Source organism: Paenibacillus sp. FSL H7-0735, from assembly GCF_038008505.1.
Taxonomy (GTDB): Bacteria; Bacillota; Bacilli; order Paenibacillales; family Paenibacillaceae; genus Paenibacillus_AQ; species Paenibacillus_AQ odorifer.
This window is the reverse complement of sequence record NZ_JBBOZH010000001.1, coordinates 2,874,306-2,896,094: the sequence shown is the minus strand read 5'-3', so window position 1 is coordinate 2,896,094 and position 21,789 is coordinate 2,874,306. Positions and strand designations below refer to the sequence as shown.

The window sequence follows — 21,789 nt, the reverse complement described above, 5'->3', positions numbered from 1 at the left end:
TAAACGAATGAATTTGATAATCACGATAAGCACTCTCCTATTCCATATTAAAGGGTTTTTAACCCAATTCCGATTATAACACAAAAAAGCTATCCCCTGATTTTACGGATCAAGGAGATAGCCTTACTATTTTTCGCCACAAAAATATTCGTTAAATAAATACTTCTTCAACAGTCAAATTACGCTCTTTAGATAAGTCTCTGAACGTAGTCTCATTTATTTTTACCAGAGGTTTGAAAATATCCAACGGATTATTCATAATAATCGTACCTTGCTCACCATTGCTAAGCTGAACGCTCTTACCCACAAAATTCGGCAATAAATGTCCGATCAGAGCTTGTACCGCATTTCCATTCAGCTTGCCAAATCCAAGTTCATGTACCTTGCGAAGAACGTTAATCAGGCCTTGTTTCGGTTGATTCGCTCTTCCTAAGGTCATGCCTACATAAGTATTTGCGACAGCAACAATCTGCGTATACGGGTGCAAGTCCTGTTTACGGAGATTGTTAGGATAACCTGTACCATCCTCGAATTCATGATGCTGAAGCGCCACTAGTGCGGTCTTTTCGTCATTCATCGATTTAAGGATAATGTCGTATCCATACGTAGTATGACGTTTTAGTTCTTCTGATTCTTCAGGAGTTAAGTTATCCGTCTTATTTAAGATATGTGGAGCAATCTGGCTTTTTCCGATATCGTGCAAATAACCGGCTCTACTAATCTCAAATCTTTCGGCTTTTGTATGACCTAACCAAGTCGCTATGTAAAAGGATAACAGTCCGACCTGCAATGAATGATTGTATGTACTGATATCATCACGTTCAAGCAGCAATAATAAAGAAACGACATCCTTTTGTTCATCCAATTTCTCCAGCAATGGCTGCAGCGTATTATCAACATCCGACTGCGTAAAGCTACCCTTGCTGAGTGCTTCCAGAAATATAGATTCATAGTTTTGGATGGCTTGATCGAAATTACCATCTATCCCTTGTGCCACATTCATTTCTTCATTATCCAGCGCCATCATGCGTGGTTCAATATCGACATAATCAATCTGATGCCTCATCAGGATGGTGATTTCTTCTCCGTAGACCACTGTCCCCTTCGGAAGCACGTGTAGGCCAACACTATTGAATGTATCTGCTATTAGACAATCGCCATGTTTGAGATCTGTGACATGAGCTTTCAAAATTCAGCACCCCTTACTATATGTAGGTATATTTTACCTTAAGGATAGCTAAATTCTTCCAAAGTAACAATATGGTTAAAGTCTCATTAAACCACTCGGTTAGTTCAAAAGACCCCCGCGACTTCAGCACCCCTAAATCTATTTTTAGAGATTAAGCCTTACATTTATCCGTCTTACACACTACCTAAAAGGGATTGCTAAATTCAGCGATCACTTTCCCAATCAGCTTATCCTTCGACACAAATGGAGTATCCCACAGATGAGCATCATAGCTTATATTCCGGTTATCTCCAAGAAAAAAATAATGATCGGCGGGTACCGTAACCGGTCCAAAAGTGTAATCCATCTGTTCATTGAGGTAAGGTTCGTTAACCTTCGCTCCGTTTCGGTAAAGTTCGCCATCTTTAATTTCCAAGGTATCTCCAGGCAGCCCCATTAGCCTTTTTACATATCTTTTATTCTCATCACCAGCTACAGGTGGCGTAAATACAACAATATCTCCATGCTCCAGTGTGGTCATCCATAACATTTTCTCAACAATCAAGCGATCATTGATTTGAATCGTTGGGATCATAGAGCCCGTTGGAACTCGCATGGCTTCAGCAACATAGGTTCTAACAAACAAAGAAATAACCACTGCGATCATAATACTCGGCAACCATTGCTTCATAAATTTCAACATTATTGCTCACCTCGCATTCATTTTATTGAGTCAAACTTTTTCAGCTGGTTCATATTCAGTTCATATTGTCGTCATGTATAGTTCATCTTCATCGGGTAAGCTTCCTTTAGCGACTCGTTAAGGTAGCTAGAATAAAGCGATTAGAACAGGAGAAGATGCGAGTGAAACCAGAAGAAGAGGTTATAAAAAAAAGGATGAATAAACCGCTGAAAATTATACTTATTTCCTTAGGGGCTTTAGCTACTGCAATAGTACTTTTTCTAGTGACTGTTTTTGTCGCTAATATTTTCCTTAATAAATCGGACCAAGCTAAAATAAAACCCTATGGTCAGTCTGTAAGCGTCGACGGTAAAAATATGAATGTTTTGATTCAAGGAAATGGCGAAGAGACGGTCGTACTCTTACCTGGTTATGGAACGGTGGCACCGGGACTTGATTTTAAACTGCTGATAGATGAACTATCTCCATTTTACAAAGTTGTCGCGATTGAGCCTTTCGGTTATGGATTAAGTGATAGAACTGAAAAAGAACGAACCACGGAAAATATTGTAAGTGAAATTCATGAAGCTGTAAAGCAGCTTAATATTGACCGTTATATTCTAATGGCACACTCTATTTCCGGTATGTACAGTTTGAATTATGTGAACAAATATCCAAACGAAGTGAGTGCATTTGTCGGGATTGATGACAGTATTGCAACAGAAGACAGAACAAATGTTAATATACCAACAGGAAAATTAAAACTACTTAGAAAATCAGGCTTGGGCAGATTGTTATTTAAAACAAGTGGAAACCCCTATGTTGGATTGCCGTTTGATGATGAAACTAAAGAACAATTGAGATTATTTACACTTAGAAACACTTATAATTACACTCACTTAAATGAAGTGGAACATATGTCTTCTAATTATAAAGGGGCTCTAAATTCAACTTTTCCAAAGGATCTTCCCCTTTTGCTCTTTGTACAAGGGGATGATACTCTCTTAAAAGATTGGATATCATTGCATGAAGAGCAAGTCAAAAATTCTAAACAAGGAAAATTGGTAAAACTTGATGCAGGACATTATCTGCACCATACCAAATCAAAAGAAATCACTGAAAATTTCAAGACATTTATGGAAGAAATAAAATAAAAAGCGTTTCTTCTATTCTCCATGCTGCAGTCATCGTGTGCAAGTTTCCTTGCATTTCATGACGCAGCATTTTTCTTAGTATTCAAATCTCGAACCGCTCAATAATTCGATTCATTTCCCCATCAACATCAATCGAAGTATTCTTAGGAATATGAATGACGAACAAACCGCCAAAGATCAACTCACATTTGCCTTCATTCTCTATAATTCTATGTTTAAAATCTGCAATGGCCGTTGAATCAACAGCCTCTTTACTAAGCAGCCAAGCGTATCTTTTGAAAGGAGATTTCTGGACGGTCTCTTGGTAATAATAGACTCCATTTTCTTCCTTCACCTGTATAATATCTCCCATTGTAACAGCCGGATTAAAAATCGGTGTCTCTTCAATTCGAAATTTATCTTTGCCAAATGGAGTAACATCGAGGATTTCTATTTCACGGCCATCTGCGTTGAAGCAGATATGGATTCCGGACGATTCTAGCATCGGCACACCTCTATCCTTGTTCAATATCTAATCTTGTTCATTCTAAATAACACAAAACAAAGTAAATACATTAGGCTCGTAATCCCGAACAACCTAAAGATTCCGGGCGTTAATAACATATATAAACTGTAGGGAAAACTCCAGATAAATGCAAGCAGCATTAGCCGACTTCTGTTTAAAAAGACACCTATTGCTAATAACCCCGCCGGTAATAACAACATAATTATACTAATTACAAGAGTGGAGCGATTCGTAATCTCAGCATATGGATTGATGAATATAAAAATTAGCCATAAAAAAACGGTCATCAAACTGGACATATAACCTATTAGTTTAATGATTGTTAAATTTATGGATGACTCCATCCTATCCCCTCAATTCTTTCGCAATAATTCTCTCCAGGCATTTCCATGGAAGCAGCGTTTTGCCTAAGATTAAGATTCGCGTGCCTTTGCCGATAGGATAACGTAGCCGTGGTGCTTTCATTTCGGTAATACGACCGATAAGATTAGCCACTTGACTAGGGTCAGGCGCTGTCTCAGCAGTATGTTTGGAATATCGTAGCACAGCGTCAAGACGTTCTTTATACGGAGAATCCTCCTTACGTCGAATTTGCTCCATGCCTTTTCCCCATATCGGTGTACGGAAGGAGCCCGGTTCAATTAATACCACCCGTATTCCATAAGGGGACATTTCATGACGCAGGCTTTCGCTGAAACCTTCAACAGCAAATTTAGAAGCTGCATAAGGCGCATAACCTGGAAATCCGGATAATCCGCTTACACTTCCCACATTAATAATCGTGCCGCTCTGCTGTTCTCGCATAATGGGCAGCACAGCTGTTGTCACAGCCACTAATCCAAAAAAGTTCGTCTCCATTTGCCGCCGCCATTCCTCCATAGATATTTCTTCTATGAAACCGCCAATGGCAAAACCTGCATTATTGACTAGAACATCAATTCTTCCAAATGTTTCGTGTACTGAAGATATTGCTGTCTCTATAGAATCGCTGTCGGTGACATCCATCGTCATTAAATGAAGCTGCTTTAAAATTCCTGCCTGCTCTGCCTGCTGCACCAGCTCGGCTTTACGGCTTAAATCACGCATGGTTGCTATCACCTTAAACCCCTGTCCAGCCAATTTGAGCGCTGTCAGCAATCCAAATCCACTGGAGGTTCCGGTAATCAGGGCCACTCGATCGTGCCCATACTCTAGATGTGAACTCATATTTACTCCCCTTTGTATTTCACAATTATAAAAACAAGCAAACAAACGTTCTATTGTCCATTGACTATCCATTAATTTCAAGTTATAGTAAGAGCATCTTTTATATTTCTGTGCGGGAGAAGCACCTCGCAAGACAGGCGTCAATGCCTATCTTGGAGGTGCTTTTTTGCGTATATTAACTAATTCATTAAGGAGCTGAGATGAATGTTTAAACCAAAAGGTACCGTCAGATGTAGAAAGAACCTTTTCAGAATTAGGGATTTAAAATGGGTGGCTCAATTAGTGCTGGTAGCAACTTTCCTAACCTGTAACCTTACACTTGTGTCTGCTGCTACTGGCTGGGATGCCGCGCTGGATGACATTAACAGTCTTCATGGTAATTATACCGCGCTTCAAGCCACCCTCAAGACAGATAACTCAGAAATTCAGAAGTTACGCAAGCAGAATAATGACGCTCTGAAATCTATTCGTTCCGTCATACAGTCAACAGATCAAGCACTGTTAAGCCGCTTATTTTCAGAAGCAACCTCAGTTAAGAAGAAACACGCTCCCCTTCTGGAACAATACAGCACACTCGGTAAACAGTCTACCGCAGCCAAGAAAGCTAAAGACTTGAAAACAGTCACATTGCTAGACCTGAAGCGCAATAAATTAAAAGCTGCTGTAACCCTGGCCCGAGCCGAAATTAAAACGAAGACAACCGCTTTGGCAGCCGCTCGCAAGCAAACCGCTGCTAAGCTTAAACCCGTCAAAGATGCGTTGGCACCCATCACTGCTTTAAAGAAGCAAATAACTGCCGAAAGTAAGAATCTCACTGTCACGCAGAAAGTACGCGCGGATGCTGACAAACAATATAAAGCAGCTGTTAAGCAAGGCGATGCAGTTAGAGCCGCTACAGAATTGAAATCATCCTATGAGCAAATGAAACGAATTCATTCCATGCAGCAGAATATTTACAGCTGGGAGCAGAAGATCTCGCTAGCTCTAAGAGCAGCAGAATCTAAACTTCGCTAATGATTAGCTCCCACTGGCTCAAATCAGCTTCACTAACATACTAATTAGCTGGGCTGCGGGCACAATCAGGAGCTGAGCAAATATAGTGCCTACAAATCGAGAACCCATCAATACCACATATATTTTTCCTAGCTGATCACGGTATTCTACATTTTCAGTAGCCTTATGGGTAATTAGACCAAGCTGTGGGTCGATAAATATGGTCAGCAGAATAGTCGCCATACCGTTAATCAGTCCGGAAGCTTGAGAAGCAGTCGTGCTATATTGAGGCATTAGATGAGCAGCATACAATGATGATATGACACCTACGGTGTAAAAGGCTGTAACAAAAACATTCATCACAATAAATCGTTTAGGAATCCCCAGGTATCTGAAGTTATATAGATTCACTTTTGGTTTTCTTATGTATTTTCTTGTGTTCTTTAGTTGCCCGATCGTTACACTGGTAAGCAGTTTTGGGATAGAACCCTCAATTTCAAGCTTAGAGATGATTCTCCCAAACAAGCCGACAAAGGTAGGAAAAACAGCAATGGCAATTAATGTTCCTAAGGAAGAAGCCAATAATATAATTCTCAAGTAATTTAGAAGCGGAAAATCAGAATGTATTTTGGCATAATCTACGAATTTAGCCGTCAGTGGAGCTTGGATCATATTTGCAGTTCTTGAGACGAGAACAATAATGCCTGTGAGAGATAAAGCAATGGCTATCTTGTTCAGCTTCACTCCGGCATATCGTACCGAATACGATAAGGTTTCTGCCGTGTGAATAATCATCGTAAGCAAGCATACCACAATCAAACTATTTACCATTTAAAGGTTCCTCTCCAATAAACACTATTTATCATTTCGGTGCACCTTTTGGTGAAAGTATTGATCCAATCCATAACAAAGGGTAATGCCAACCAAATATCTAACGAGGTCGATCCATAGGAATCCTTTTCCGAGAATTAGACCACCCAATACTGTAGATCGGATGCTGTTGATCCACTCCGCTTGATACAGCTGGCTAAATTCTATGCCGAAGCTAAACACCAAACTCCATACAAAGGCGAGCCTTAGCTTTTGATTTACCAGTAGGACCCGAAACATAAAATAAACCATACTGCCCCAAAGCGCATCTCCGAAATGTCTAGATATAAACAAAGGCAGCTGATCCGAGAATACTCTAGTACTTAACCCCAATACAATAACAACGAGACTAATACAAATATAAAAAAGTTTTTCTTTCAGATCATTGATCCTCATTTCCAACCTCTATCCAGCGTCTGACTTAAAAGTGATGCTTGCGATAATACTAATCATTGCGATATAAAACGGATAAATAATCATGGCTCCTATTATGATCAGTCCTGTTACCGGTGCAGGTTTATCTACAGGTTCTGTGATTGGGAACCAGGTTGCGAATAAACTAATGAACAGAATCAAATAGGGAAACCATAGGATCGTAGTGAAATACATGGATTTTTTTCCGCTCAAATATTTTTTTGTAAGCCAAATAAATACCATAGAAGATAATAAAAATAACACAAGCTTGATGATAAACAGCAAGGTATCCACTTTACCCAACTCCAAGCCGGAAATTCTGCTGATTCGATAAATATTCAATGGCAGCTCTATTACAACAAATAACATAAAGGCATAAAGTACGCTTAGTGCATTCAACTTTATGAAATATTTCATCTGTTCAGCACTTCGGAGTCCCACAGCCGCTCCACATGGGTAAGCTCCAATTCTTCAAATTCCAGCTTATAAATATCCGGCTTGGACGTCTGTTCAAAGAACTCATATCCATACTTCTTATCGAAGTAATTCAGGATAATGGTCATGATATTCCCGTGCGTACCTAAAGCGATTTTGCCGCCTTTATGCTGTTTAATTAATTGCTTGATAACAGGAATTGCACGCTCTTGTGCTTCCTGAGTACTCTCTCCATCCGGCATTTTATAATATTTGTCGCTGAATGATGTCCGAATGCCCTGCAGAAAGTCATCTTCACTAATTTCAATCTCGACACTTCCGATTGCTCGTTCTCTGAGTTCTTCATACAGTTCAATCTCTTGGTTCGAAGCTTCTGCCAAATACTTGATCGTCTCTACGGCTCGTCTATATGGACTGGAGACAAAATGTGTAATTTTCTCCTCCGCCAAAAGCTCTTTGATTCTATAAGCGTCTGCGTGCCCTTTTTCGGATAATCCCCGTTCCCGCTCATTCCCTAATACAAAAGGTGACACTGCATGTCTAACCATATAAATGTAGGTCTTCATGAGGCACTCCTCTCAGTCACTCAAATATCGTTGCAGTCTTCTCTCGGTCTTTTATAAAAATCTCTCTAGGATATAGAATTGCAATCTCTGGCAGCTCGTTCTCTTTGAAAAATTTAAATTCTTCGATCTCCCCATCTATAGCTCTAAGCGTTCCTCTGATGATAGAGCACTCAAATACAATAACCGTATATTCTACCTGATCGCCATTACTATATTCGTATCTATATTTCGCTCCACCAAAAACACCTAAAATAGACGTAGGATGAACCATCAACCCTGTCTCTTCATATACCTCTCTGCGTAAGGTTCTTCCAGGACGCTCCCCTGGCTCAATCGCTCCCGCAGGCAATCCCCACAAAGATTCTCCTGGCTTGCGGATGAACAGAATCTCATCCTCTTTATTTCTTATTACTGCAGCTACGGAAGGCATCATTAATAATTCTGAGCCCACTTTCCCACGAATTCCTTGATAGTACTCAGACATCGGCATATTGTTCATCCATCCTCTCCGTAAATGGGTTTATAATCTTTCTTTTAAAAAGCTGATCACATTTATTTTCTCACCGTCTGGCTGAACATTACATTGGGATAACTCGACATTAAACCGCTCACCTGTCTCTATTAGTTCAATCGCCTTGCATACATATTCGATCTTCCCAGGACTATTACTCCATGCATCTCTTGTATCATCCTTTACCCAATGAAGCTCTTTACCATTAGAATAGAAATCATGAATTAACCGTCCACTATCCGTGGTTGGCTCAATCAACATCAGGTTATCCCCTTTACCTTCACTAAACCTTTGAACCGTTTCTTTTATCCTGTTTAAATCTTTTTGATCAAAATGTATTAAAATATCATCATGTTTAGACTCATCTGAGCCTGGCTTACCTAGATCGGCCGCCAAAACGCCTACAAGCACAGCAATTATAAACAACTGAACAATGATTATCCATGTTCTAAATTTCATAGTTCCCCCTAATTTCTTTCCTTGGACTTCCCAAAAACCCACTATATGTATATTAGACATCACTATGAAGGAATCCTTTAGATTTCACAATATGCATAGCCAGGGACAAAAAAAGCTTCCGAACTCAAAAAATCCTGAGCTCCGGAAGCAGTTACAATGAGGTGAGACTTAGTGTTTACCTTTTGTGCCAGCAAGCTGTACGATCATAATAACAAGAACGAGCAAAGCAATGAGCTGATCAATACTCATCTGCGTCCGCCTCCTATCCCAAATGAAGGATGGCTCATCGGACGGCATTTCCTCTCCCAAGGACACTGCTTCGTTCCCCTTATACACACTATGTATCCTGCAACCTATTTATTACTTAAAGAATAACCTGCCCGTCCATACGTGCGAGTTCCTGCTCGACTTCGTCTAGCTGATCTTCGCCAAATACTTTAAACCCATTTTTCCTCAACAGCTCCGTAGTGGTGCCCTCTCCCGGTGCTTTCGTATCTTTAAAGGTTCCATCATAAATATACAGGCTTCCGCATGAAGGACTGTCTTGTTTTAAAATAGCTAATGCAACCTGATGCTCCCTAGCCAGCTTTAGTGTGGCTTGAGCCCCCTTCATAAATGGCTCGGTAACATCCGTTCCTGCCCCCGTCACTACCCGATCTCCTTGCCGCTGTGCGTCAGGACGAGGGGTTGGCAAACCGCCCACTACCTCTGGACAAATATGGACAAAACGCCCTTCCTCATACCACTTTAGGAATCGGGCATCGAGACACGGAACATCGCCATTATCATAACGTACTTTATGCCCTAACAGACATGCGCTCACTAGAATCTTCCCTGTCATCGTTATCGCCACCAGTCCGTCTAGTATTTAATATATTGCTATATTATTTATGACTAGAAACGGATATGCAATATCGAAATGCCTGTCCACGAAATGTTTGTGCTTGATACACAAAAGAAGACTCATTGTATACATATAGAAAACCATTATTTCTGATATTGAGGGGTTTTCTCCATCCGATACCGGCTCCAGCAGGTCCATAATAAATCCGCCATAAAGTAGAACCCCACGATCGGAAGCACGAATTTCCAAATAGGCTGAACACCCGAATATAAAAGCTCCATAAGCGGCTGAATTACATACACACTAGCTACTGAAAGCCCCCACCAATATAGAGAAAAACGCAGGCAAATATGCCCTTGCAGTTGATAAGACATTCCTGAGTAATCCCACCATTGCTTATGGAATACCGTTTTTAACAGCCAGCCGCTTATAAATTCAACAGCAGAAGGAATGATTAGCGCAAGAAATAGGAAAAGCGGAAGTGGCAGCGTCAAATCTCTAGCAATCAATAGCAATAGTGGAGCAAAGCCATACATCGGCTTAAATGGACCTTTTAGAAATCCTTCTTTGCGAAAGCTTCCATTACTGTATAGATTATAGGTCCCTTCCAATACCCAGCCTAAAAAGGAATAGACCATAAAATAAAAAAAGTATTGGCCCACCACAGTAACTGCTATATCTCCACTTAACGAAAATATAGGAATAATCATGACCTAATCCCGCCTCTCGTTGTCATTATTTTCTTAGTTGTCCATCCGGCCCTATTATGTCTTGATCGTTCAGGAAATATGCGCACAAAAAAGACATAACCCAAAAGGTTATGCCTTCATTCCAGAATTCCAGGAGTAAAAGTCTCCCACTCGTTACTTTCTAATTATTTATGCTCTTCTTCATGAGGTGTCGTCAGCAACTGATCGTCGTTTTGTTTCTTCAGTGCATCCATCTTAAGCTCACTGCGTACGCCAAAGTTTGAACCGTACTTTTTCTCAAAGTTTCCTGCGAGAGCCTCACCACGTTTTTGCCGATAACGGCTGTTCTCATTTCGACTACGCATTCCATTTCCTCCCCATTGGCAAAGATCTGTGAAATTTGCGAAAAGCTAAGACGAACTTGGAGAAAACACTCTGATGAGGTTGTACTTTTATTTATTATACAATACTTACTACAATCATCAACAAAAACAGACTGTCCCTTAAAGGACAGCCTGTCTTCCGAATCATTTACTCCAAATTATCGGGAAGCGGATCTGGGTGTGAGGATTCAGCAGGTTTGGCTACCCACTCATCTGCCTCTGGCTCGATGTCTACACCGTTCTCCATCTTCTTAATTTCAGCTAATGAATCGCCTTCTTTATTTTCCTTGTTGCGGATTTCCGCTTCATCTTGTGTGTGATCGGACATGTGAAATCCTCCTCAGGTGCTTTGCTTTTTTTGTTCCTTAGTTATAGTTACCCGATGGAGTGTTTTGCAAACATAGTCCAATTAAAAGAATAATTTAAGGGTACATCATCCACGCTACAAGTGGGCCGATACAAGAACCAACTATCGCGCATACAGTCATCGCAACCGAGCTCATCGAAACGGATTGTTCACCATATTCCAAGGCCTTTGCTGTTCCTAGAGCATGAGAAGCGGTTCCGAGACCAATTCCGATTCCAACCTCACTACGAATTCTAAACAGCTTGATGATAAAAGGTCCGCCAATCGCACCAGTAAATCCAGCAATCATAACAAATACGGAGGTTAAAGAAGAGTCCCCACCTAGGCTGTTCGAGATCTGTATCGCTACAGGTGTAGTGATCGATTTAGGTAATAAAGATAAAACATATAATTTAGAGAATCCTAGACCTGCCGCCAAAAGCAGTCCACTAAACATCCCTATAAGCAGTCCCACAATCGCTCCGCCCAGAATCGCCGGGAGATTCTCAATCAACACATTACGTTGTTTATATAATGGGTAGGCTAACGAGACTACAGCAGGACCGAGCAGCTGATTAATCCATTGGCCGCCTATCATATATGTATCATACGGAATATGAAAATATAGCAGTAAAGTTACAACAATCACTGTTGCTGTAAGCGCGGGAATAAGTACAGGAATACGAAATCGTCTATATACTACTGACATCATCAAATAAATAGCTACGTTAAGCAGTACAATACCTGTTGCGATAAAAAACATTATATTTCCTTCCCCTTTTCGCTTAGTCTCTTGCCGCTCCAACCCGCTTTCAGCTTGTTGTTTACACTAGTAAGCCATTGGCTAGAATGTGCAGCTGCGGCAATCGTGAGAACACTGCTAACGATAAGGATTAGGATTAATAGTAAACCTCTACCACTAAAGATATCCATATGATTCACGATCCCAGCTGTCGCTGGAATAAAAAATAACGGAAGATAAGCTAATATCGTTGTTGCACCCTCTTCAATCCACTTCACAGGCACGACCCTGAATAGCAATAGAACAAAAAGTAACAGTAATCCTACGATACTCCCGGACACGGGGAGATGCAGTTGCTTTTGCAGATAGTCCCCAGCCAAGTAGAACAAATATAGCAGGAACACTTGGATAATAATGCGAATGATTTTCATGATGCAGGATCCCTTCATTATTAAGTTAAAGCGATAGCGCTAATATTGAGTCACCTTCATAAGGGTATCAGAGTTTTCATGAAACTTTCAATTACTTTTTGAATCTTATAAGAAATATCGCAAAAAAACCTGCAAAATCCCCAGAATACAGAGACTTTACAGGCTCAAAGATTAAAATTCAATTTCGTTAAACCCACTGAATTACTTGCTCTGCACCTTGACGCGTCTTACCACGTGGTTCATTCAGGCGATATCCGAAAGCTGCCATACAAGAGATTCCAAAATGCTCAGCGTCCATAATACCTTCTTCTGCCAATATCTGCTCAACCTTTGCTTTATCGAAACCTTCTATTGGGCAGGAGTCGATCCCAATTAACGCAGCTGATGTCAGCATATTCCCAAGTGCCAGATAAGTCTGCCGGCAGCTCCATTCGAACATCGCCCGCTCATTCGCCATCAGTCCGAAATCAACCTTCAAGAACTTATCAAAAACTTTACGTTTTCCTTCCATTACTTGCGGAGGCAACTCCTGCACATTCTCCATGATCCCTTTAATATAATCGGAGTCAGCAGCCATATCTTTAGGAAGACGTGAGAGAATAAGCACAAAATGGCTTGCAGTTGCCAATTGCTTTTGTGCTCCCCATGCATTAGGACGTAATTTCTCACGTACTTCCGGACTTTGCACTACCACAAAACGCCAAGGCTCGAATCCGAATGAACTTGGTGACAATCGTCCAGTTTCCAATATAAATTGAAAGTCCGATTCACTAATTTTTTTATGGCTATCGAATTCTTTAGTTGCATGTCTGAACTGATATGCAGACAGGATTTCATTCTTGTTTAACGATAAAGTATCCATGAGTAACACTCCCTTTACTTGATTAGAATCGACGGGCATTTGACTGTTTGCCGATCACATGCTTAATATTAGTGTATATATCACTTCTTTAAAAGTACGCACAATAATGTTATGTAGTATACAAAATGATACCATGGGAGTTGAACAGCTATGCGTGACCGAAAAGGTGGCTTCGGAAATTTCCCGGAAAGCAATAAAGAAGCTTGCCCTGTAGAATTCACACTGGACGTTATAGGAGGCAAATGGAAAGGAATTCTCATCTATCACTTGATTGATGGCACGAAACGTTTTAACGAATTCCGCCGGATCTGCCCGGGAATTACCCAACGTATGCTGACCCTGCAACTAAGAGAGTTGGAAGAGGATGGGGTTGTACACCGTGAGGTCTACCATCAGGTTCCCCCAAAAGTCGAATACTCTTTAACTGAATTCGGCAAGACACTGATTCCTATTATTAAACTCATGAAAGATTGGGGCGAGGTGTACAAAACAAAACAGCTTTCCGCAGAAAGCTGTCCTGAAAGTACAGATATAACGGTGTAGCTTAATGCTGCACCTTTTATTTTTCCCCATTAAAAAACGCTTCCGCCTTTTCCTTATGTTCGTTGGTTACCTGACCGGATATCGCTTTAATGCCTGCTGCGATAATCGCTGCATCATCTGTAAATCCAAGGCCTAGAATCGCATCGGGTATAGCATCTATAGGAGAAATAAAATAAGCCAATGCACCGAAAGCAATTCCTTTCGCCCATAAAGGTGTCTTAGCGTCGACGGCACAATAATACATCGCGATAGCATCTTTAGTAAATGGAATTTTGCCTGCAAACTTTTTAGTTTTCGTCCAAAAATTTTGCGTTACCATTTCCTCATTTTCTTTGCTATATGGAAATTCCTCTGCAGTGAGCTCCATGCTATTCTTGACCTTATCTTTCTTCATTGCCGGTTCCCTCCGAAAGGTTCATATGACGTACATACCTAAAGTATTCCCTCAATTGAGGTTTATATCTTTAAGATAAACTAAAGTCCGTATCCTGAACCTACTTACGATTAATCGATTGCTTTGATTTTCGTTAAATCGCTGCTGCATAACACTTCAAGATTATTAAAGATTCGCTCTGCATCCCAATCCCACCACTTCAGCGCTTCAAGATATTCGATCATTTCATCATCAAAACGTTGTCTAATCACTTTGCAGGGATTTCCTCCAGCTACACTATACGCCGGAATATCCTTTACAACTGTAGAATTGGCTGCGATAACTGCTCCATTTCCAATACGCACACCTGGCATAACCGTAACATTTTGTCCAATCCAAACATCGTTTCCGATGACTGTATCGCCTTTTAGCGGCAGATCTTTTAAATCCGGGACCGCCTGTTCCCAGCCATGTGCCATAATATTAAACGGATAGGTCGAAACCGAATTCATCCGATGGTTGGCACCATTCATGACAAATTCAATGCCTTTGGCAATCGCGCAGAATTTTCCAATAATAAGCTTGTCGCCAATAAAATCATAATGATGAGTCACACGTTCCTCAAACTTCTCTGCACCGTTTATATCATCATAATAGGTATAATCGCCAACAATGATATTGTCTCTTGTAATCGCATTTTTTATATAGCAGATACTTTTAATTTGTTCATTGGGATAGAGCGTATTCGGGTTCGGTCCATATTGTTTCATAGTTTACGCCTCGCTCTCTTTTGGATAAAACATAGCAGAGATCAGAGCTGAATTCAAATAATGTACGATTTATAAACAAAAAAAGCGGCCACCTGCTGGTAACCGCCTATCTATTATCTACTTATATTGTCAAAGCTCGTTCTGCTTCTACTTCTACCTCTATCTTTTCGATAAAACCTCTGCCTCATACTGTTTTACTTCATTTAGCCAGCTTTCCCGGACCGGTGCGCCATTCTTCGCACAATAATAATCCCAAATGGCTCCAAACGGATACGATTTAAATTCCTCGACCAAGGCAAGTCTTGAAGTGTAATCTCCATCCAGCTCAATTTGCTTCAATTGCTCGATTGGCTCCAGCATGGCACGAAGCAAAGCTTTTAATGTATTTCGTGTTCCGATCACCCAAGCAGCAACATGATTGATGCTTCCGTCAAAAAAATCTAATCCAATATGTGTTCTGTCCAGAAACTGGCCACGAACCAGTTCACGGGCAATCTCGAGCAGCTCATCGTCCATAGTTACCACATGATCACTATCCCAGCGTACTGGACGGCTAACATGCAGCAGCAATTGATCCCCAAACAGCAGCCAGGAAGACAGCTTATTCGAAATCGTCTCAGTTGGATGGAAATGCCCAGCATCGAAGCACACCGCCTTGCCCCGGCTTAGCGCATAACCCATATAGAATTCATGTGAGCCAACCACGTAACTTTCCGAACCAATACCAAACAGCTTACTTTCTACAGCATCAATGTTATATTGCTGATCGATTTCCTCGCTGAAGATTTCATCGAGTGACTGCTGAAGCCGTACCCTTGGTGACAAACGGTCGATCGGCGTATCTTTATAACCATCTGGAACCCAAAAATTAGTCACACAAGGCTGACCTAATGCCTGGCCAAAGGACTCGGCGATTCGACGTGAGGCCTTGCAATGAGCGATCCAGAAGTTGCGGATTTCAGGATCTGGGTGGCTCAGTGTGAAGCCATCGTTTGCTTTTTCATGAGAAAAACAGGTAGGATTGAAATCCAATCCGAGTCCCCGCTCTTTGGCCCAGCTCACCCATCGCTCAAAATGCTTAGGCTCTAAAGCATCGAGATCTACAGTCTCTTCTGTATCCGCATAAATAGCATGTAAATTTATTTTATGTTGGCCTGGGATGAGTGCAAGGGCCTGTTCCAAATCACGGCGCAGCTCCTCCGGATTCCCGGCCCTCCCCGGGTAACTTCCAGTGACTGCGATCCCGCCGCTCAGTTCTTTTTCCTTATTCAAAAATCCCTTCACATCATCACCTTGCCAACAATGCAAAGAAATCTTAATTTCCGCTAGCTGCTGCAACACCTTATCTACGTCGATCCCATGCTGTGCGTAAAGCTTTTTCGCTTCATTGTAGCTGTTCTGAATGCTCTGTAAGCTCTCTTTACTCTGCTCCATGATTGAGCCTCCTGATTTTTAGCTTAGTGTGTTTTAGGTGAGGCACTTTTGCCTCTCTTTGGCTCGCGTGCCTCTTAACTTAGCTACTAATTAACGGCCTGCAGCCGGGCGAACTGTGCCAAAGCCGCCTTTTTGGTCGTGGGGTCCATCCCCTTCGGTATATAAGATGTAACTTGGAATGAACGACTTATAATTTCTCTCGCCTCTTGAAGATCATTTACAGCACCCGTGCTGATCATCTGCACCACTAGATTGCCTAAAGCCGTAGATTCCGTTGGTCCGGCGTGAATTTCCATCTCCAGCAGATCTGCCGTAATCTGGCACAACAGACCGTTATTCGCACCTCCGCCAACGATATGCAGCCTCTCTAAGTTGTCACCCGTCAATTGCTGGAGATCCTGAATGTAGAAATAATAAGATAAAGCAAGACTATCAAATACACATCGAGCCATTTCCCCAGGCGTTTGAGGAACCAACTGTCCTGCTTCCACACAATAGCTGCGGATCTCGTCAATCATGCTCTGTGGATTCATGAATCGTTCATCATTGCAATAAATGATTGATCTAAAAGGGATTTCTTGTGCTGCCAGCTCTACCAGCTCGCCGAAGCTGTATTGTCCGCCGTACTCCTCACGAACCTTTTGAATCAACCACATGCCCATAATATTCTTAAGAAACCGGAATGAGCCGTAGGCTCCCCATTCATTCGTATAGTTGCGTAACATTGCCTCTGGACTTGTGATGGCTGAACCCCGTTCCACCCCGATGAGTGACCAAGTACCACTACTGAGAAATCCCCAGTTCTCGCTGTTTGCCGGAACCCCTAATACAGCTGATGCTGTATCATGAGAGGCTACTGCTATGAACTCGCAATCTGGAAGATCACCGCGAGCCGCCAAGTCCTCCGTCAACCTCCCAACGGGTTCCCCAGGTTCTGTTAAGGGAGGGAATTGCTCTTTTGAAAGACCAAGCACCGACAGAAGATCCTCATCGTAATCACGAGTGTGAAGATTCAGCATCCCAGAGGTGGAACCTATCGTCACTTCACTAATCTTGCGACCCGTAAGCCGATAATAAAGATAATCAGGGACCAGCAGGATGGAATGTGCTGCTTCCAGCTCCGCCTGATCATGCACAAACAGCTGATACAACGTATTAATCGGGAGATATTGTATCCCCACTTTTTCGTAAACGCTTTCAGTTGAGATATTGCGATGCAGCCTCTCTATCGCTCCATCCGTTCGGGAGTCACGATAAGAAAAAACCTCATGGATCCGCGCTCCCTCCTGATCGAGAAGTACATAATCGACACCCCAAGTATCGATGCCCACGGTGCAGCGCTCGATCCCTCTAGCCTTGGCCTGCTGTAAGCCCTTGACGATTTCAGCAACTAAATAATCTATATTCCAATATAGATTACCATTTTGTTCAGCGAATCCATTACTGAAGCGATGAATTTCTTCTATAGACAGGGTTCCTCCCGGCTGCTGCAAGGTTCCACAGACCACTCTCCCACTAGAGGCTCCGATATCAACAGCAATATGATTCTGAATTTGATTATGAGCTTGTGTATTCATCCCTATACAACACTCCTTATCTCCTATCAGCCTACTAGCAAAGCGAATACGATTCCTGGACCATGCACGCCTATCGTCAGATCATTCTCAATATCCGCTGAACGGCTAGGTCCGGAGATAAAGTGAATGCCCGCCGGCAGCCCCGATGGCCCAGCTTCATCAAAATCAATAAGCACCTCACCGAGACGAGTCTTCAGCCGCTCCAATGGAACGATGGCAATTAATGCGGTAGGTAATAAGCTGACTGAACGGCCTTTATTCTCAGAGGACAGCACAGTAATGGAGCCTGTATAGGCAACTGCATAATCCGCAATCACAATTCCAATATCAGCCTCGGCCGCCCTAGCTTTCCATGCCTCCTGATCATCTGTATTCCAGACAGACACCCGTGTATCTGTGAGTTCCTCCTCTAGTCGAAGTGCTGCTAGCTCGGTGACATTTTGCCGGAGAATATACCGTGCGAGCATCTCATTGACTTTGCTGACGATGAAAGCTTTGGCTTCATCCATATCCTCCATACGAAATACATGACCACCTGCGCTTTGAAAATTCGCCGTAAATTGTTCAATCCTTTCCTCCGGACTCCACTGGAATTGCTGCCAGTACTGCGGTGCGCCGCGAAAAGGATGTGCAGGAGCTTCAGTAATTCTCGGCCGCTTCAGGCGGCGAGCGATATCATTCATGAATGCCTGCTGCTGTTCACGTGAATCCTGCTCCATACGTTCCAACCAGTTACTGTGCGTCTCTTCAGTCATGCCCGGCCCCTCCTTCCAGCTCTTCCCGCTTCCGCTTCGCTAGTAAATCTTCCATTCGCTTCTGTATCGCCGGGTCCATTTCGCGACTGTTCTTATCTAGCTCCTGTTGCAGCCCCTTCCAGCTCTCACGGAAGGATTGATCTGCCAGCTTCGGGGCGATCCGATAATTGTTCCAACCTTTCAGCGGGCCCAGTTTCGACGGAATTCCTCCGTCTCGTACGAGCAGCTTTTGCCCGATTCTACCTACCTTCATCACATTACTAAATCGCTGTGACTTCGCCATAATCGCCCCAAAACCCTTCATGCCGAGACCTTCTGCCTTATCCCCATAACCACGTTCTACCTTCCGCCGCCGTAAATAGATGAGCATATCATGCAGAGGGATTTTGACCGGACAGGCTTCATAACATGCTCCGCACAGGCTAGAGGCTGAGGCGATGTCATCCCATTGATCTACATTTTTATTCAGCGCCGGGGTCAACACCGCTCCTATAGGTCCGCTATACGTTCCTCCATATGCATGACCGCCAATATGACGGTAGACAGGACAAGCATTCAGACAAGCTCCACAGCGGATGCAGTTCAGCAGCTCCTGAAACTCAGGATCGCCTAGCTGCTCAGATCGACCATTATCAAGAATAATAATATGCTGCTCTTCCGGCCCATCACCGTCATTATCCCTGCGGGGACCAGAAATACCCGACATATATACCGTTAACTTCTGCCCTGTTGCCGAACGAGGCAATAATGTAGCCATCACTTCAAGATCACTCCACGAAGGAATAATCCGCTCCATCCCCATCAGGGTAATTTGCGTTTTCGGTAAAGTGGTGACCATACGAGCGTTACCTTCATTCTCGAACAGCACCATCGAACCCGTCTCTGCAATAGCAAAGTTACAGCCAGTCATTCCGATATCCGCATCAAGGAACTTCTCTCTCAGCTTACGCCTTACAAATCCAGCAAGGATAGTAGTTTCGGGCAAAAGCTCCTCTCCTGCCTCTTTGGACAACAGCTCGGCAATCTGGTAGCGGTTCTTATGAATCGCCGGAATAATGATATGTGACGGGGTTTCCCCGGCAAGCTGGATAATATACTCCCCCAGATCCGTCTCTATGGTCTCCACACCAATGGATTCCAGCGCCTTATTTAAATGCAGCTCCTCTGTAACCATTGATTTGGATTTGACCACAGAAGCTGCCTGTTTTCGCTGCGCGATTTCAAGGGCAATCTTCACAGCCTCTTCACCCGTTGCTGCAAAATGAATATGTGTGCCGTTTACTCTTGCCTTGTCTGCAAAAAGGTTCAGATAGTAATCAAGATGGGCGATCGTGTGTAGACGGATTTGCCGCCCACGTTCACGCCACTCTTCCCAGTGGCCATGATCGTTAGCCGCTTTTTGTTTTCCATCACGCAGTCTCTCCGTGGTAAAACGAACAGCCTTGCGTAAAAAGTCATTATTCAGCGCCAAGTCTGCACGTTCTTTTACTGTAGCTGGCTTTCTATTCTCTGAACCCGCCTTGGGATTGGTGGTAGCTTGGCTCATTTATCAGTCACCCCCTCATACAGCAGTTCTGCTAAATGCATAACTCGAACGGGTTCGCGGCGGTAACGCAGATTCCCGGCAATATTCATCAGACAACCCATATCCAGACCCGTTAGGATTTCTGCTTCCGTCTCCAGCACATGATCTGATTTCTCAGTGACCATTGCCCCGGAGATATCAGACATTTTCACGGCAAAGGTTCCACCAAACCCACAGCAGTCCTCAGCAAAAGGCAGTGGCACCAGCTCCATCGCCTTCACATTTTGCATAAGCTGCATAGGTTCGTCGCGAATCCCTAGAATCCTTGTGCCATGACAGGAAGGATGATAGGTAACCTTATGCGGAAAGACTGCTCCTAGATCAGTTACGCCAAGTACCTGCACCATAAACTGGCTAAATTCATAGGATTTGCGTTGCAAATTCTGCGCCTTGACCAGATTAACCGGATCATCCTGAAACAGCTTAGGGTAATGATGAAGCATCCCCGTACAGGATCCGGAAGGTGCAATGACAAAATCACTGTCATCAAAAGCCTGTAGAATCGTAAGTGCAGCTTGCCGCGCTTCATTCCAATATCCACTGTTGTACGCAGGCTGTCCGCAGCAAGTCTGCACCTCCGGGAACTCCAGCTGTACGCCATACCTGGCTAGCAGACGAGCCATGGCTTCCCCGACCTTCGGGAACACGGCATCGCTGACGCAAGTTATAAACATCGATACCTTCATGCCTTCACCTCCTGCACAACTATTTACTACACCGTCGTTATTGCGATGTTCAGCTTCTGCAACTGCTTCATTTGTTCTCCAACAGGGTTGTAATCCGTTATTAGGACATCCACATCACTAGGAGCCGCAAAATGTGTGAACGCTTGTATTCCAAATTTACTGGAATCACATAATAAGATCACTTGCTCCGCTATAGAAATCATCTTTCGTTTCACCATAGCTTGCAGCTCATTTGATTCACTAGCGCCACGTTCGAGATGAAATCCTTTGCAGGAAAAAAACATCTTATCCACGTGATACAATTCAAGCGAACGTTCTGCTAAATGACCAACATAGGACATTGATCTGCGGCTCAGCTGTCCGCCTGTAGAAAAGACCTCGATCCGCTCCTTCCCGCTTAACTCTGCTGCCACTCTAGTAGAATTGGTCAACACAGTAAGCGGCATATCCGGCAAATGCGAAGCCATATACCAAGCCGTTGTACTGGCATCCAGCAGAATTCGATCGCCCGGCTTAATCATCATTACCGCCTCGCGGGCAATCCGCTGTTTCTCCGCTGCATTCATGATTTCTCGTTCGGCATAAGGGGTCTCCGGTTGCCGGTCACGCAGGCTAACTGCTCCGCCATGCGAACGCAGCAACCGCCCCGCTTTTTCCAATCGATCCAGATCGCGGCGAATGGTTTCTTCCGTCACTTGGCATAATGTACTCAATTCTGAGACACGGATACTGCCGCGTTCATTCACTAGTTCTACGATTCGTTCATATCTGTCTGCAATCAGCATGATTTCCCTCCGTTATCCCTA

29 protein-coding genes are annotated in these 21,789 nt (G+C 43.1%); 3 read left to right on the top strand and 26 right to left on the bottom strand.

Translation table 11 applies throughout. The features are described from left to right. Positions 1-151 precede the first annotated feature (151 nt). The gene (locus NSS82_RS12960) at positions 152-1,189 is read right to left on the bottom strand and encodes an HD-GYP domain-containing protein (protein WP_036689800.1); all 1,038 of its coding nucleotides are present in this window, start codon (positions 1,187-1,189) and stop codon (positions 152-154) included. Positions 1,190-1,373: 184 nt separating this feature from the next. Further along, complete coding sequence (gene lepB / locus NSS82_RS12955) at positions 1,374-1,859, bottom strand: signal peptidase I (RefSeq protein ID WP_256718550.1); 486 nt, start codon at positions 1,857-1,859, stop codon at positions 1,374-1,376. Positions 1,860-2,026: 167 nt separating this feature from the next. On the opposite strand from lepB, the gene NSS82_RS12950 reads away from it, so the two are divergent. Further along, on the top strand, positions 2,027-3,004 hold the full coding sequence (locus NSS82_RS12950) for an alpha/beta hydrolase (protein WP_076273052.1): 978 nt from the start codon (positions 2,027-2,029) through the stop codon (positions 3,002-3,004). Positions 3,005-3,086: 82 nt separating this feature from the next. Here NSS82_RS12950 and NSS82_RS12945 read toward each other — a convergent pair whose 3' ends face one another. Then, the gene (locus tag NSS82_RS12945; RefSeq protein WP_141118582.1) at positions 3,087-3,512 is read right to left on the bottom strand and encodes a DUF4265 domain-containing protein; all 426 of its coding nucleotides are present in this window, start codon (positions 3,510-3,512) and stop codon (positions 3,087-3,089) included. Between the two features lie 342 nt (positions 3,513-3,854). Then, the gene (locus NSS82_RS12940) at positions 3,855-4,715 is read right to left on the bottom strand and encodes an SDR family oxidoreductase (RefSeq protein WP_076273053.1); all 861 of its coding nucleotides are present in this window, start codon (positions 4,713-4,715) and stop codon (positions 3,855-3,857) included. Between the two features lie 282 nt (positions 4,716-4,997). Here NSS82_RS12940 and NSS82_RS12935 point away from each other — a divergent pair, with 282 nt between their 5' ends. Then, positions 4,998-5,729, top strand: coding sequence for a hypothetical protein (locus NSS82_RS12935; RefSeq protein WP_256718551.1), 732 nt, complete (start codon positions 4,998-5,000; stop codon positions 5,727-5,729). 18 nt (positions 5,730-5,747) lie between these two features. Here NSS82_RS12935 and NSS82_RS12930 read toward each other — a convergent pair whose 3' ends face one another. The 14 genes from NSS82_RS12930 to NSS82_RS12865 all read right to left on the bottom strand — a co-directional run bounded on the left by NSS82_RS12930 (position 5,748) and on the right by NSS82_RS12865 (position 13,260). Then, entirely contained in the window at positions 5,748-6,539 is a 792-nt protein-coding gene (locus NSS82_RS12930; RefSeq protein WP_036689792.1) for a lipid II flippase Amj family protein, read from the bottom strand. A gap of 24 nt (positions 6,540-6,563) precedes the next feature. Continuing rightward, on the bottom strand, positions 6,564-6,974 hold the full coding sequence (locus NSS82_RS12925; RefSeq protein ID WP_076273054.1) for a ribosomal maturation YjgA family protein: 411 nt from the start codon (positions 6,972-6,974) through the stop codon (positions 6,564-6,566). 9 nt (positions 6,975-6,983) lie between these two features. After that, on the bottom strand, positions 6,984-7,409 hold the full coding sequence (locus NSS82_RS12920) for a hypothetical protein (RefSeq protein WP_076273055.1): 426 nt from the start codon (positions 7,407-7,409) through the stop codon (positions 6,984-6,986). Next, entirely contained in the window at positions 7,406-7,993 is a 588-nt protein-coding gene (locus NSS82_RS12915) for a histidine phosphatase family protein (RefSeq protein WP_076100752.1), read from the bottom strand. Before NSS82_RS12915 ends, NSS82_RS12920 begins: the two co-directional genes overlap by 4 nt. 16 nt (positions 7,994-8,009) lie before the next feature. Then, positions 8,010-8,483 (bottom strand): NUDIX domain-containing protein, encoded by a 474-nt coding sequence (locus NSS82_RS12910; RefSeq protein ID WP_036689829.1) that lies wholly within the window; start codon positions 8,481-8,483, stop codon positions 8,010-8,012. Between the two features lie 30 nt (positions 8,484-8,513). Next, positions 8,514-8,963: a DUF4362 domain-containing protein gene (locus tag NSS82_RS12905; protein WP_076273056.1), complete on the bottom strand. Its 450-nt coding sequence runs from the start codon at positions 8,961-8,963 to the stop codon at positions 8,514-8,516. A gap of 168 nt (positions 8,964-9,131) precedes the next feature. Next, positions 9,132-9,278, bottom strand: a complete 147-nt coding sequence (locus NSS82_RS12900; RefSeq protein WP_155288116.1) for a hypothetical protein — start codon at positions 9,276-9,278, stop codon at positions 9,132-9,134. A 49-nt stretch (positions 9,279-9,327) separates the two neighbouring features. Continuing rightward, on the bottom strand, positions 9,328-9,804 hold the full coding sequence (locus tag NSS82_RS12895; protein ID WP_036689786.1) for a DUF523 domain-containing protein: 477 nt from the start codon (positions 9,802-9,804) through the stop codon (positions 9,328-9,330). Positions 9,805-9,950: 146 nt separating this feature from the next. Continuing rightward, entirely contained in the window at positions 9,951-10,517 is a 567-nt protein-coding gene (locus NSS82_RS12890) for a putative ABC transporter permease (RefSeq protein WP_036689784.1), read from the bottom strand. A gap of 164 nt (positions 10,518-10,681) precedes the next feature. Further along, a complete protein-coding gene (locus NSS82_RS12885) occupies positions 10,682-10,861 on the bottom strand; it encodes a hypothetical protein (RefSeq protein ID WP_038570027.1) in 180 nt (59 codons plus the stop codon). A gap of 166 nt (positions 10,862-11,027) precedes the next feature. Next, positions 11,028-11,207, bottom strand: a complete 180-nt coding sequence (locus NSS82_RS12880) for a hypothetical protein (protein ID WP_036689781.1) — start codon at positions 11,205-11,207, stop codon at positions 11,028-11,030. A gap of 94 nt (positions 11,208-11,301) precedes the next feature. Further along, positions 11,302-11,988, bottom strand: coding sequence for an LrgB family protein (locus tag NSS82_RS12875; protein WP_036689780.1), 687 nt, complete (start codon positions 11,986-11,988; stop codon positions 11,302-11,304). Beyond that, on the bottom strand, positions 11,988-12,398 hold the full coding sequence (locus NSS82_RS12870) for a CidA/LrgA family holin-like protein (protein WP_036689778.1): 411 nt from the start codon (positions 12,396-12,398) through the stop codon (positions 11,988-11,990). Before NSS82_RS12870 ends, NSS82_RS12875 begins: the two co-directional genes overlap by 1 nt. A 187-nt stretch (positions 12,399-12,585) precedes the next feature. Then, entirely contained in the window at positions 12,586-13,260 is a 675-nt protein-coding gene (locus NSS82_RS12865; RefSeq protein WP_036689777.1) for an NAD(P)H-dependent oxidoreductase, read from the bottom strand. A 150-nt stretch (positions 13,261-13,410) separates the two neighbouring features. On the opposite strand from NSS82_RS12865, the gene NSS82_RS12860 reads away from it, so the two are divergent. Next, a complete protein-coding gene (locus NSS82_RS12860; RefSeq protein ID WP_036689775.1) occupies positions 13,411-13,803 on the top strand; it encodes a winged helix-turn-helix transcriptional regulator in 393 nt (130 codons plus the stop codon). Positions 13,804-13,819: 16 nt separating this feature from the next. On the opposite strand, the gene NSS82_RS12855 is transcribed toward NSS82_RS12860, so the two are convergent. From NSS82_RS12855 to NSS82_RS12820, 8 genes are all read right to left on the bottom strand, one after another. Then, complete coding sequence (locus tag NSS82_RS12855; RefSeq protein WP_080742463.1) at positions 13,820-14,197, bottom strand: YkvA family protein; 378 nt, start codon at positions 14,195-14,197, stop codon at positions 13,820-13,822. Positions 14,198-14,307: 110 nt separating this feature from the next. Beyond that, positions 14,308-14,946, bottom strand: a complete 639-nt coding sequence (locus NSS82_RS12850) for a Vat family streptogramin A O-acetyltransferase (RefSeq protein WP_036689774.1) — start codon at positions 14,944-14,946, stop codon at positions 14,308-14,310. 159 nt (positions 14,947-15,105) lie between these two features. Then, positions 15,106-16,380 (bottom strand): L-rhamnose isomerase, encoded by a 1,275-nt coding sequence (rhaA, locus tag NSS82_RS12845; protein ID WP_076273057.1) that lies wholly within the window; start codon positions 16,378-16,380, stop codon positions 15,106-15,108. Positions 16,381-16,466: 86 nt separating this feature from the next. Then, the gene (gene rhaB / locus NSS82_RS12840) at positions 16,467-17,957 is read right to left on the bottom strand and encodes a rhamnulokinase (protein ID WP_256718552.1); all 1,491 of its coding nucleotides are present in this window, start codon (positions 17,955-17,957) and stop codon (positions 16,467-16,469) included. 26 nt (positions 17,958-17,983) lie between these two features. Continuing rightward, a complete protein-coding gene (locus tag NSS82_RS12835) occupies positions 17,984-18,712 on the bottom strand; it encodes a LutC/YkgG family protein (RefSeq protein ID WP_076273058.1) in 729 nt (242 codons plus the stop codon). Continuing rightward, positions 18,705-20,258: a LutB/LldF family L-lactate oxidation iron-sulfur protein gene (locus NSS82_RS12830; RefSeq protein ID WP_076273059.1), complete on the bottom strand. Its 1,554-nt coding sequence runs from the start codon at positions 20,256-20,258 to the stop codon at positions 18,705-18,707. The genes NSS82_RS12835 and NSS82_RS12830 overlap by 8 nt, the downstream gene beginning before the upstream one ends. After that, the gene (locus NSS82_RS12825) at positions 20,255-20,983 is read right to left on the bottom strand and encodes a (Fe-S)-binding protein (RefSeq protein WP_036689769.1); all 729 of its coding nucleotides are present in this window, start codon (positions 20,981-20,983) and stop codon (positions 20,255-20,257) included. Before NSS82_RS12825 ends, NSS82_RS12830 begins: the two co-directional genes overlap by 4 nt. 26 nt (positions 20,984-21,009) lie before the next feature. Further along, positions 21,010-21,768, bottom strand: coding sequence for a DeoR/GlpR family DNA-binding transcription regulator (locus NSS82_RS12820; protein ID WP_076142013.1), 759 nt, complete (start codon positions 21,766-21,768; stop codon positions 21,010-21,012). Positions 21,769-21,789 lie beyond the last annotated feature (21 nt).